This is a genomic window from Pseudooceanicola spongiae (genome assembly GCF_014899185.1).
GTDB lineage: Bacteria > Pseudomonadota > Alphaproteobacteria > Rhodobacterales > Rhodobacteraceae > Pseudooceanicola > Pseudooceanicola spongiae.
Genome location: NZ_CP045201.1, coordinates 957,310 through 970,083 on the forward strand (window position 1 = coordinate 957,310; position 12,774 = coordinate 970,083).

Below are 12,774 nucleotides of genomic sequence, written 5' to 3' on the forward strand. Positions count from 1 at the left end.
ATCAACAGATTTGGCGGAGGAAAACGAATGTCGCATCACAGAGTGCAGGGGTTCCCCGAACACGTCCGCGTCGTGGATGTGGGGCCACGGGACGGATTGCAGGCCTGGCCTGATCCGGTGCCGACCGAGACCAAGATCGCCATGGTCAACGGGCTGATTGATGCCGGTATCCCTCAGCTGGAGGTGACCTCATTTGTCTCGCCGCGCGCGGTGCCGCAGCTCTCCGATGCGGCCGAGGTGCTGGCCCAGATCGACCGCAGTCGCGGGGCCGAGCTGACGGCACTGGTGCCGAATGCGAAAGGTGCCGCGCGCGCGATTGAGGCCGGGATCGATGCGATGGTCGTGTTCCTGTCCGCCTCGGAGAGCCACAATCAGGCCAATGTGAATGGGTCGCGCGCCCGCTCTCTGGCGGCGGCCGCAGAGATTGCCCGCATGGGCGAACAGGCCGGTATTCCGGTTTATGGCGCCATCGCCACCGCCTTTGGCTGCCCGTTTGAGGGCAATGTGCCCGTCGCCGATATCGTGCATGTGGCACAGGCCTATGCCGACAGCGGTATTCGCAAGATCAGCCTTGGCGACACCACTGGCATGGCGACGCCGCTGCTGGTGCAGGAGCGTTGCCGCAACCTAGCCGAGGCGGTCCCCGAGGCCGACATTGCCCTGCATTTTCACAATACGCGCGGCGTCGGTCTGGCCTGTGTCTATGCCGGTTTGCTGGAGGGGATCACCCGGTATGAGGCCAGTCTTGGCGGCATTGGCGGCTGCCCCTTTGCGCCCGGCGCCACCGGCAATATCTGCACCGAGGATCTGGTCTATCTGCTGCACGAAAGCGGCGTCGAGACTGGGATCGATGCCGACAAGCTGCTCAGCCTCGCCCGCTGGACGGAAACGCAACTGGGCCGCGCCCTGCCCGGTCAGCTGATCAAGGCCGGACCGCGGCTGCATCTACGTCAGCGCGACGAAGTGCGCAGCGCCAGTGGGCGCGCGTGATGGGCGTGTCGGCAAAGCTTCCCCTCGACGGCGTGCGGGTGATCGATCTGACGCGCATCCTGTCGGGGCCGTTCTGCTCGATGCTGCTCGGGGATATGGGCGCAGAGGTGATCAAGATCGAAAGCCGGGACGGAGATCCGGTGCGGGCACAGGGCCATCACAAGGACGGGTTGTCGTGGTATTTCGCCGGGTTCAACCGCAACAAGAAGTCCGTCGTGCTGGATCTGCACACCGATGAGGGCAAGGCCGCGTTGACCCGTTTGCTGGAGGGCGCGGATGTCCTGGTCGAAAACTATCGCCCCGGCGTGCTGGCGCGTATGGGCTTTTCTCAGGCCCGCCTTGAGGCGCTGAATCCGGGCCTTGTGACCGCCAGCATCAACGGGTTCGGCAGCGAAGGCCCCTATACGGAGCGTCCTGCTTTTGACTTCATCGCTCAGGCGATGAGTGGATTCATGAGCGTGAATGGCCCTGATGCGGCGCATCCCATGCGGGCCGCACAGCCGATTTCCGACCTGATTGCGGGCCTCTATTCCGCCTTCGGCATTGTCTCTGCGCTGCGCGGGCGCGACCGCGACGGCCTTGGCCAGCATGTCGAAACGGCGATGGTGAACGGCGCGCTGAGCTTTATGGCCTATCTTGCGTCAGAGCATTTCGTGACCGATCGCAACCCGGTTCAGACCGGCAATGATCACCCGCTCGTGGCGCCCTATGGTCTGTATGAAACAGCCGATGGGCAGATCGCCATCGCCCCGTCAAACGAGCAGATCCTGCAAAAGCTGCTGAGCGAGATCGGCCTGCCGACCCTGATGCAGGACCCGCGCTTTGACAGCAACGACAAGCGCTTTGCGCGCCGTGCCGAGTTGCATGACATCCTCGATGCGGCGATGGCCACGGACAGTCGCGACAACTGGATCGCCCGTTTGAACCGGGCCGGTGTGCCAGCCGGCAAGGTCCAGTCGTTGCAGGATGTTTTCACGGACCCGCAAATCGTGGCTCAGGAGATGGCGATCGACGTGCATCATGAAGGGCACGGAAACGTGCGGATGCTCGGCTTTCCGGTCAAGCTGAGCCGGACCCCCTGTGCGGCCCGCCTGCCCGCTCCGAAGCTGGGCGAACACACAGATGCCGTGCTGTCCGCCGCTGGCGTGAGCCCCATGGCCACAGGTAGAGAGATTTCCTGAGGCGTTGAAACTCTGGCTTGTACGGGCTTCTCTTTTGGCATCGGAAGAAAAGCAGATCAGCGCGAAGGGGGCGCTGCTGTCTAGCAAGTAAGATGGTGTCGTCAGGGCGAGCGCGACACATCATATGGTGATCTGTGAAAATTCACGGCATTATATGTTTCATATGGTATTGCCCATAAAATCCTATATTGCTCCTTAAAGTGTCACCGCTACGCTGCTATTTGGGCCACCGGGCCCGCAGGCGATGGCACTGGCCACGCCACACAGACAGGAGACAGGCGCATGAGTGGAAAGACGTTTTTCCTCGACAAGGACGGTGACAGCATTGCTGACAAGGTCCTGCGCCGGATCCGCTTTGATATCATCACCAATACTCTGAAGCCCGGTGACCGGCTGCGGCTGGAGCGCCTGCGTGAAACATATGGTGCCAGTGTCAGCACGCTGCGAGAGATCCTCAACCGGCTGGCGGCGGAGTACTTCGTCGTGGCCGAGGGCAATCGTGGCTTCGGCGTGGCCCCGATCAGTCAGCGGGACCTGCGCGATATCTGTGAAATGCGTCTGCTTCTGGAATGCCATGCCCTGCGCCGCTCGATCGAGGTTGGCTCGCTCGACTGGGAAGCGCAGGTGGTCTGCTGCCATCACAAGCTGCATACGGTCGAAAGCCAGCTGATCGGCGGTGACGACACGCAGGTCATGAAATGGGTGCAGTACGACTGGGATTTTCACCATGCGACGGTTGTGGCCTGCGACAGGCCCGTCCTCAGCGCCAGCCACTCCAACATCTTTGACCGCTTCATGCGTTACCATCTCTACGTGCTGGACTTTCGCGGCCGCCCCGCTGCGGAAGAACATGCCCGCTTGCGGGATCTGGTGGTCGGGCGCGATGCAGACGGAGCCGTCGCGCTGCTCACCTCTCATGTCACGGCCGGGATGGAACACATCATTGCAAGCGGCAAGATCCCGGCCTGACAGTCAGGCGGCGACCTTGTCTGCAGCCATCTCGAGCAGCAGCTTCACGGCGTAGCCATAGCCCCGAGTGCCGGTGCCCGCCATCACGGCCGTCGCCACCCCCGAGACCAGAGAGTTATGGTACATCGGTTCACGCCGGTGGACATTGGTGATGTGGAACTCGATCAGCGGATGCGGGTACATCTTCAGCGCATCCATGATGGCCATTGAGTAAAACGTGAAGGCCGCCGGATTGATCAACAAAGCGCAGGAACCATCGATCGCCTCGTGAATCCAGTCGATCATCTGTTCTTCCGAGTTCGTCTGACGGAACACCAGCCCCACCGAACCCGCAGCCTCGGTGCACAGAGCTTCCACCTCCGCAAGTGTCACGTGGCCATAGATCTCGGGCTCGCGCTTGCCGAGGCGGTTCAGGTTGGGGCCATTCAGAACATAGACAGGTTTGGTCATGTTTTCTTATCCATTGTAACCGAAGAGACGCGGCAGCCAGAGCGAAAGCTCCGGGATCAGCGTGATGAGGAGCAGCGCGACCAGCAAGGCGCAGAGGAACGGCAGGATTTCCCTGATGATCTGGCTGAGCGAGCAGCCTGAGATCGTGGTCATCACAAAGAGCAGCAGGCCGTAGGGCGGCGTGATGAGCCCCAGCATGATGTTGACCACGCAGACGATCCCGAAATGCACCATGTCGATGCCCAGAGCGCTGGCTGTTGGAATGAAGACCGGTACGATGACCAGCAGGATCGTGGTGCCTTCAAGCAGGCATCCAAGGACCAGCAGGATCAGATTGACGATCAGCAGAAAGGCGATCGGCGAGAGGTCGAAACCGGCAAGCCAGAGGCTGAGCGCTGCGGGAATGTTCTCCACCGTGATCACGTAGTTGAAGACGAGGGCTCCGGCGATCAGCATGCCGATGGAGGCCGTGGTGCGTGCGCTGGAGAGGACAGAGGTGTAGGTCGAGCGCAGCGATATGCTGCGATAGAGAACGGCCGAGACAATCAGCGCATAGAGCGCCGCAACGGCCGCGGCTTCGGTCGGTGTGGTGGCGCCCCCGTAGATCCCGCCCAATAGGACGACCGGCATCATCAGGGCGGGAAACGCATCGAAGGTAATCTTGGGCAGCTCGCGCAGGGGCACTGGCTGCTCGACAGGGAAATTTCTGCGGCGCGCCGTCAGTATGATGATGCCCGCCTGCACAAGCCCCATCAGAAGGCCCGGCACGACACCGGCCAGAAAAAGGTAGCCGATGGAGGCATCCGAGACGAGAGCGTAGATCACCATCGGGATCGACGGCGGGATGATCGGACCGATCACCGCTGTGGACGCCGTCAGCGCGGCAGCGAATGCGGGGGGATATTTGCCGCCTTCCGTCATCATCCTCTGCATCATCTTACCCGAGCCAGCCGCATCGGCGATGGCCGAGCCAGACATGCCGGCAAAGATGATGGACTGCGCCACGTTGACCAGAGCAAGGCCGCCCTGAAAGCGCCCGATGAATGCGTTGCAGAAGGCCAGAAGCCGCAGTGTCATGTTGCCCGAGTTCATCAGCTCGGCCGCGAGGATGAAAAGAGGGACCGCCAGCAGGATATAGCTTGAGAACATGCCGTTCAGCAGCTGTTCGGCGGCGGTGCCCATGTCCTGCCCGCTCATCAGCAGGTAGAGGATCGACGAGGTGATCATCGCATGGCCAACGGGCAGACCCAGCAGCGCCAGCAGAATGATCGACAGAATGGCGGCACTAAACGGATCTATCACGGCTCGCCCTCCGCGCCGCCAGAGCGGCGGGCATCGGCGTCACGCCCGCGCAGCGCCGCCCAGAGCAACCAGCCGTAGCGTGCCAGCGTGGCCACCGCGAAGATGATGTAGATAGAGTAGACCCAGTCGTAGCGCAGATCGAGGTAGGAGGTTTCCTGTATCTTCATGAAGGTGACGAAGTCCCAGGCCGCAGGCAGTGAATATCCGTAGAGAAACAACAGTGCTATGCAGGCGAGTATCGTCATCAATCGGCGGGTCCGCGGCCCGACCATCGAGATCAGGAAGTCGAAGCGGATTTCTTCACGCTCTCGCAACACGAAGGACGCCCCCCAGAGAACCAGCCAGAGCCACATGATCGTGGTCAGCTCCGAAGCGCCACCGACAGGGAGGTTCAGCAGATAGCGAAAGGCCACCTGCACAACGAAGGCAATGAACATCACTGTCAGCATCGCGACGGCAATATCCTCGGCCCTGCGCCGCAGCCAGGACCCGAGCACAGTCAGTCTTTCCAAGTTTCTCACCTTTCAGCCACCGCACCCCGAAACAGGGTGCGGCAGTGGTTGGAAGCAGTGGATGGAGGCAGCGGGTCAGAGGCTGTTGATGCGCTCAAGCATGCCGTCGGGCCAGTCCTGGGACAGTTCCGACTCCAGGTACATCTGCTGCGCATGGGTGCGGAAGGCTTCCAGGTCGGGGGTGTATATCTTGACGCCCTGTTCCTTGAAGAAGGACGCAAGCTCCTCCTCGCGTGCGAGATGTTGCTGGGCGCTCCATGCGATTGCCTCGTCCGCGGCAGCCTGGAACGTGGCGCGTTGCTCCTGCGTGAAGCCGTTCCAGACCTCACTGGAGACGACCAGCAGATCGTAGCCCACCAAGTGCGACGTCAACACGATCTGCTTCAACACCTCATAGAACTTCATGTTCTGGACGTTGGGCAAGGGGTTGTCCTGACCATCGATCGCGCCGGTTTGCAGGCCGGTATAGACTTCGGCGTAGGCCATGGGCGTCGGATTGGCCCCCAGCGACTTGCCCAGAAATTGCCATGCATCTCCGCCTGGCATCCGTAGCTTCACGCCGGCCATGTCCTGTGGTGTATTGATCTGCTTGTCGATCCGCAGGCCCACCTGTCGGGTACCGAAGTACGTCGGCCCCAGGATGTGAATGCCCAGCTTTTCTTCCGCCAGTCCCACCATCTCCGCCCCGGCGTCACTGTTGAAGAAGGCGTTCAGGTGTTCGACGTCCCGGAAGAGATAGGCAGATGTCAGGATCGAGAACTCCTTGATCTGTGTCGCGATATCTTGAGGCGCGACATTGCCCATATCCAGGTTGCCGCGCTGGATCGCGATGATTTCGGTGGTCTGCTTGAACAGGTTGCCGCCGTAGAAAAGTTCGAGATTTGCAAAGTCCGAGACAGAAGCGGCCAGCTTCTTCATCATCTCTGCACGGATGTCCTGCTCAGAGAAAACAGCCGAGAAGCGAAGCTGCTTCGCGTCCTGCGCGAAAGCTGGCACACCTGTGCCAAGCGTCAGGCCGGCAGCTGCCATACCCCCTAGAAATATCCTACGGTTTGTCATCAATCCCTCCCTTTTTTGCGCATACGATTAATAAATCATATGACGATCTAATCATCCTAAGATGAAGTCTCTTTATTGGTAAAGGGGGAATTCACACGCACGCACCTTAAAGTTGCAAGAAGACAAAGAAAAACAGCCTTCGCTGATCTGCACGGGAAAGGTTTTCTTGATTTTAGACAGTCAGGACTTTCGGCTCTATTCAGTTCCCAAATTTCTCAGAACAGATGCACCGCGCGCTGAGCTTGGCCGCTGGGGACTCTGCATATCAGGTGCAAGCTCCACGATATTCTTTTGGGTCACAGGAGTTTACTGGCCGAAAAGAGCCCCTCCCTACAGTCAAGCTCCGACATGTGCTGCTCGTCTCCAGACATCTTGGCACCGGGGTCGCCGTTTCCCCAAGTTGCCCGAGCGAACCGTGAGCCTCTACAGCGATCACACCCGACGCCGGAACGGGATCCTGCCTCACTGTCAACCAAAGTGATCAAATCAGACCGCTGGCTGCGGACGTCGCAGCAGTGCTGGGCAGTGGCAAATCTAAATTCCTAGGCTATTTGACAGTAAAGCACTCGGCGTTGGGAGAATGATGCCCAGAGATCACTTCTGATGCTCCCTGCCTCTCTTTAAAGTTTCTTGCTCTGTCTTGAGGATACGGACATCGGTCCCACTCCGGTCTGAATGTCGGACGAGATAACGATACCTTTCCGACATCAGCTCAGTGCTTCGATGTACGGGGGTCGTATAGCGAAGGTCAGAAAGCCAATACACAGCAAGCCAGCGGACTGTTTATACGTCAGGGCTTGATCGACAGATCCATGCAAGTGAATGACGCTGCGCGCCATCGCGCAACGAAATCATCTGGCGAACTGATCTGCTCCTCATCTTCGGACTGGATATGGAGCTTTCTAGCTTTTCTTCTGATGATCGCGTTGCGTGTATGTTGGATGTCACTCATAACTGACCGAGCATTGTCACCGAGAACTGACCCGCCCGTTTGTTATGTCTTCTGGTTCATGACGTGGTCAATGGCGCTGTATCCTTCCGTTTCTTTTTCGCTGTCTCGGAGCTGGCTTTGAAGCGGTAGCTGTCGTTTCCGGTCTCGAGGATGTGGCAGCGGTGGGTGAGGCGATCGAGGAGTGCAGTGGTCATCTTGGCGTCGCCAAAAACGCTGGCCCACTCGCTGAAGCTCAGATTGGTGGTAATGACCACACTGGTGCGCTCGTATAGTTTGCTGAGAAGATGGAACAGCAGCGCACCGCCCGAGGCGCTGAACGGCAGGTAGCCGAGCTCGTCCAGGATCACCAATTCGGTCTTCACCAGCGCCTCGGCGATCTTTCCAGCTTTTCCCTGGGCCTTTTCTTGTTCCAGCGCATTCACCAGTTCGACGGTCGAGAAGAAGCGCACCCGCTTGCGATGATGCTCAATGGCCTGAATGCTCAATGTCACGCCAAAGGCGTGCTTTCAGCACGACCGCAACGTGGCTTTTCCCAGTTCCGGGTCCGCCGATCAGGACCACGTTCTCGGCCGCGTCCATGAACTCGCACCGATGCAGTTGGCGCACGAGGGCTTCGTTGACCTCGCTGGTGGCAAAGTCGAAGCGGGACAGGTCCTTGTAGGCCGGGAAGCGCGCGGCCTTCATGTGATAGGCCCCTCTCGTGCATGTAAACATGCACTGCCGGGCAGTGGATGGAGCGCACCTCGCGTTCGGCCATTTCAGCCTTGAGCAGTTGCGACAGGATCGGGGCCGTGCCGGAGGCACGCTTTCAGCGTGACCGCGTCAAATGCAGGCGCTCCCTGTTCCATGAGGTCATGCACTGCCTGCGCCATGCGTCGTGCTGGAAGCACGCCTTTGGCGTGATGCATCTTGAGGCTGCGCAGCATGATGACAATTGCGGCGTCGCGCCAGAGGCGCGCAGGATTGAATGGGCGGGATCATGACGCATGGCGTGTGCCTCCCCGCAGTCCATCGTAGCGCGCAACGTTGGCCTCAGGCTCCTTCTTCAGGGCGAGACTTGAAGGTGGCGTCACATCGGGCTGGTCGATTGGCGTGCCATCCACCAGCCTGTGGAGCAGGTTCAGCACATGGGTCTTGGTCGGCACGCCCGCCTCCAGCGCCATGTCCACGGCGCACAGAACGGCCTGTTCGTCATGCTGAAAGCATGCCTCCGGCATGACGTGATGCAAAACCAAGGACAGAATCTCGACCATCTCGCGATCGCCGCCGGGCTTGCGCAGCATCTGCCCCTGCAATTGACGGAACGCCTCTGGCATCTCGACGAAGGGCGCACCATTTCGTAGCGCGCCCGGCTTGCGCTGGACCACGGCGAGGCAATGTTGCCAGTCATAGATGACGCGGCCAGGTTGCCGGTGCGACCGCTCAATGATGCGCCGATGCTCGCAGACCACGTGCCCTTCGGCCGTCACGCCAAAGGCGTGCTTTCCAGCACGACCACCAGCCGTTCAGGGTAGATGTGCAGGCTGACGGGGCGGTTTGCGAAGCTGGCAGGCACAGAGTAGCGATTGCGGTCGAAGGTGATAAGGCCCCCTCTCGGCAGCATGCTTCGCATGCGCCTGCCGGGCAATGCGTGGGCGATACGCGCTTGCTCTGTTCGACGAAGCCATCAAAGGCCGTAGGCAAGGGCATCAGCGTCGGCTTCTCGGCCTCCCAGGCATCGGCAATACTGCCCGCTGACCGGCAACACATGCTTGCATGTGTGAGAGGGGGACAAAGTGCCATGCGCAGTCTCGGCCCACAGAACCTTGCAGCGCTCTTCAAGCCAGTCATTCAGCGCATCGAGATCTGAGAAGGCTGGCATCACCTGCCAGAGCCGTAGTGCCGGAGGCGCGCTTTCAGCGCGACGCGCATCGCGGACGTTCTTCTCCACCTGTCCTTTCTCCCAGCCCGCTGCCGGATTGCAAAAATTGGGCTCAAAAACGTAGTGGCTGGCTCCTCTCGGCAGAATTGCTGCGCAATTCGCCTGCCGGGCAATGCATGGCCAGGAACCGCGCATTCACATCACGCTTCTTGCCAGCGCCCACGCGATCCACCGCCGTCTTCGCGTCCATTGTCCTCGGACCAATGGCGGACAATTCCCGCTGTCGTAGATCCCGCGGCCCGGGAGCCCTCAAAGACCCGGAACGCTTGCCAGTGCGCGTCAAACAGCATCTCATGCGTCTGCAACAGATAGGCCCTGACCAGAAACGCCCGACTGTGCGACAGCTTGATATGGGCCACCTGCAACTTGATGCGCTCGCCGCCGACGCCGTGCCGGAGGCGCGCAGACCGTGCGCGACCCCAGTCCTCGCTCCAGTCAAACTGGAACGCCTCGCCCGGCTGGAACACCAGCGGCACGAATGTCCCGCGATCGGTGGTTTGCAGCGCAGGTTGCCGATCCCCCTTCCATACCCGCACGAAGGCTGCGACCCGCTCATACGAGCCGCCATAGCCAAGCTGAACAAGATCAGCGTGCATCTGCTTGGCGGTGCGCCGGTCCTTGCGCGACTTGCGCTGCTCCGTCACCAGCCAGCCTGTCAGCTTCGCGGCATACGGGTCCAGCTTGCTTGGCCTTGATGGTGCCTGGAACTTGGGCTCAACAGTGCCCGCCCGCAGATACCTCCTGATGGTGTTGCGAGACAGCCCGGTCCGCCGTGAAATCTCGCGGATGGGCATCTTGTCCCGCAACGCCCAACGTCGAATGACGCTTAAAAAAATCCTTGTCGATCACTCCAATAACCCCCGACAAATCCCGTCAGGGGCAAGGTTCCACATGGGTCAATTCTCAGTGACAATTTCGACTGCTGCTGGGTCAGCTCTGAGTGACATCCAACAGCGTGATTTCTATTTTCAGCGAGTAGACACTCTCGGGTAGTCGGTAGCCAAAGGCGTTGGGCGGGCAGCGCTGATCGCCGACTTGCATCCATTTTCGCGGCTGGAGACCCGGTCTGACAGGCACAAAAGTATAACACCCTTATTCCAAAAATCATCGCACAATGAAAGGTTTGTGTTCCATCCCGGACGGTCACATAGCCTCTCGGCAATCTGCATTTTTCATGGAGAGGCCGGTTCTGATCGACGTTTTGGACGGGGTGCAACCACTCTGATCCATCGTCTCAAACAGGCGACGACGATACCCACGGTAAGGGCGGCGATCCAGGCCAGTGACGAGCCTGCATCGACCTTGGCTGAACGCTTCGGCACGACCGAGCAGACGGTGTCAAAATGGAAGCACGGCGACAGTGTCGAGGGTCGCAGCCACACGCCGCACCGGCTGCAGACGACGCTGAGGCCCGCGCAGGATGCCGTTGCGGTAGCGCTACGCAAGACATTGCTGGTGTCACTTGATGACCTACTGGCGGTGGTGCGCGAGTTCTTGAACCCGAATGACTCGCGCTTGGGGTTGGTTCGCTGCCTGCGTCGCCACGGTGTGGGGAGCCTGCGCGACATGTAGGCCGAGGCAGCAAGACCGAAACACAGCGCCTTCAAGGCCTTTGAGCTTGGCTAGATCCACATCGACGTGAAATACGTGCCCCAGATGGCAAATGCCCGCCGCTTCTTTCGTGACCTGTAGCGCGTTTGCCCGCTGCGCATCTGCACCATTCGCACGGACAACGGCAAGGAGTTCACGGATCGCCTCTTCGGCTTGCGCAAGCGTGCAGCGACTGGCGCACACCAGTTCGACACGCTGTGCGCCGCCCTCGGCATCGAGCATCGCCTCACGCCGCCGAAGTCGCCTCAGACCAACGGCATGGTCAAGCATTTCCCCTCTCGTGCATTTTCAATGCACTGCCGGGCAGTGAATGGCCGGATCGAAGAGGTGCTGCAAAGCCAATACTTCCTATCCGGCGAAGAGTTGGAGGCAACGCTGCACCGCTACGTTTGGCTCTATAACCAGCAGCTTCCGCAATCAGCCCTAGGCAGCAAGCCCCCCTTGCAGGCGATGAAGGACGTGCACAAACTCAAGCCAGAGCGGTTCAAGAAACAGCCATATTACCTTCGGGATGTAACAAGTGTGTCTAGGTAGCGGGCCTTGCTATCCATAAAGATAAGGATGCCCGACTGACGCACGTAGTCTGTCCGAGTCAAGAATATGAATTGGCCTCCTAGATCTACAGTCCGACAGTGGTTTGCTTTCAAACCATGCGACGGCAGTTCATTATTTCGGAGGACTCGAACCTGCAGATTGTCTTGTTCAGCACTTAGACGCAGACGTCGGCGTCCGGCGCGTTCGATAACCGCCACGGCAAAATCTTGCGGGCGTGCCAATCCGCGATCTCCACCAGACAAAGGACCCCTCTGGGCATCGGTTGCCCCGGAGGTGATTTGCCAGGAAAATCTTCCTGCAGGGGGAAGCTGGGTGATGTCCGACCCCTATGGTCATGCACAACATGATCCCGTGAGGAAACTCTGATTTGATCTGCTAATCCTCCGCAGACCTAAGGTGAAGCGGACGTAGAATTTTCTCAGCAAGATACCTGAGGAGATTCTGATGGAGATGACGAGATTGAGTGACCCACAGATCCTTGAGATCCTGCGTCAGGCCGCGGTTGGTGTGCCGGTTGCTGAGCTGTGTCGTGAGCACGGCATGAGCACGGCGTCCTTTTATAATTGGCGTGCCAAACGAGCCATGGAACGCCACCAGTCCGTGAGAGCCTGAACAGGCTCCTGGAAAAAAGTGACGCGGCCATCTCAGCGTCGCAAAATGGCTGCCACGGCAGTGGAGCACCGGGGGGGGGCAGCATCGCATTGGCCTGTCGGAAGTGTGGTGTGAGCGAGACCTGCTATCGCTACAGCCTGCTGCTCAGAGATGAAAACGATCGGATCGCTGACCTGCTGGCCGGCCTGACCGACGCCCGCAAGACTTGGGTTTTCAGGCTGTGCTTCGTGCACCTGCGCAACGTGAGGGTCCTGCCTCCTTGGCTGTGCCTGAAAGGCCCACCTTGACCTTGACCTCGAGGGTATTCTGTTTTCGTCTCGAGATTTTCAATCTCCCGCGTGGTGAAGATCAGAGTTTAGGTCAGCGCGGGACGACCTCAGGAATAGACCAACCATCCCTACCCCGCCCGAAAAGTCATTACAGCCTGGGACAGCTCTTCCGGTCGTTCGCATCACGCGCAGCGAGATCGAAAGCGCAGTTGCAGAACCTTTGAGCGAGCTCACTTTTGTCTGGCCTGCGGCAAGGAGCCAGTCCGATCGAAAGGAGAAAAATTTCAATGTTCTGCAGATGTCGCCAGACACTTTATCAAGCTCAGACATTTCACGAGGCTGCTCAGAACACGCCGTGTTGCAGCTAGCAAAATGGTCATGTTGCAGAGGC

General features: G+C 59.6%; 7 protein-coding genes and 5 pseudogenes. 6 read left to right on the forward strand and 6 right to left on the reverse strand.

All coding sequences use genetic code 11. The features are described 5' to 3' along the window. Positions 1-27 precede the first annotated feature (27 nt). The 3 genes from F3W81_RS04490 (at position 28) to F3W81_RS04500 (ending at position 3,140) form a co-directional block, all read left to right on the forward strand. Positions 28-990, forward strand: coding sequence for a hydroxymethylglutaryl-CoA lyase (locus F3W81_RS04490; RefSeq protein WP_193082461.1), 963 nt, complete (start codon positions 28-30; stop codon positions 988-990). Further along, positions 990-2,171 (forward strand): CaiB/BaiF CoA transferase family protein, encoded by a 1,182-nt coding sequence (locus tag F3W81_RS04495; protein WP_193082462.1) that lies wholly within the window; start codon positions 990-992, stop codon positions 2,169-2,171. The genes F3W81_RS04490 and F3W81_RS04495 overlap by 1 nt, the downstream gene beginning before the upstream one ends. Positions 2,172-2,453: 282 nt before the next feature. Further along, a complete protein-coding gene (locus F3W81_RS04500; RefSeq protein WP_193082463.1) occupies positions 2,454-3,140 on the forward strand; it encodes a GntR family transcriptional regulator in 687 nt (228 codons plus the stop codon). Positions 3,141-3,143: 3 nt separating this feature from the next. On the opposite strand, the gene F3W81_RS04505 is transcribed toward F3W81_RS04500, so the two are convergent. The 6 genes and pseudogenes from F3W81_RS04505 to istA form a co-directional block, all read right to left on the reverse strand. Next, positions 3,144-3,590 carry a type II 3-dehydroquinate dehydratase gene (locus F3W81_RS04505; protein ID WP_193082464.1) on the reverse strand — a complete coding sequence of 149 codons (447 nt, stop codon included), beginning with the start codon at positions 3,588-3,590 and terminating at the stop codon, positions 3,144-3,146. Between the two features lie 6 nt (positions 3,591-3,596). After that, positions 3,597-4,892 carry a TRAP transporter large permease gene (locus F3W81_RS04510; protein WP_226941854.1) on the reverse strand — a complete coding sequence of 432 codons (1,296 nt, stop codon included), beginning with the start codon at positions 4,890-4,892 and terminating at the stop codon, positions 3,597-3,599. Then, positions 4,889-5,404, reverse strand: a complete 516-nt coding sequence (locus F3W81_RS04515; protein WP_226941855.1) for a TRAP transporter small permease — start codon at positions 5,402-5,404, stop codon at positions 4,889-4,891. The genes F3W81_RS04510 and F3W81_RS04515 overlap by 4 nt, the downstream gene beginning before the upstream one ends. Before the next feature lie 75 nt (positions 5,405-5,479). Next, complete coding sequence (locus F3W81_RS04520; RefSeq protein ID WP_226941856.1) at positions 5,480-6,433, reverse strand: sialic acid TRAP transporter substrate-binding protein SiaP; 954 nt, start codon at positions 6,431-6,433, stop codon at positions 5,480-5,482. Between the two features lie 1,038 nt (positions 6,434-7,471). Further along, a pseudogene (gene istB, locus F3W81_RS04525) lies at positions 7,472-8,341 on the reverse strand (IS21-like element helper ATPase IstB). Positions 8,342-8,392: 51 nt separating this feature from the next. Further along, positions 8,393-10,130, reverse strand: a pseudogene (gene istA, locus F3W81_RS04530) (IS21 family transposase). A 427-nt stretch (positions 10,131-10,557) separates the two neighbouring features. On the opposite strand from istA, the pseudogene F3W81_RS04535 reads away from it, so the two are divergent. From F3W81_RS04535 to F3W81_RS21110, 3 pseudogenes are all read left to right on the forward strand, one after another. After that, a pseudogene (locus F3W81_RS04535) lies at positions 10,558-11,481 on the forward strand (IS481 family transposase). Between the two features lie 465 nt (positions 11,482-11,946). Then, positions 11,947-12,075: pseudogene (locus F3W81_RS21105) on the forward strand (transposase); the annotation flags it as partial. Positions 12,076-12,126: 51 nt separating this feature from the next. Next, a pseudogene (locus F3W81_RS21110) lies at positions 12,127-12,371 on the forward strand (IS3 family transposase); the annotation flags it as partial. Between the last annotated feature and the right edge of the window lie 403 nt (positions 12,372-12,774).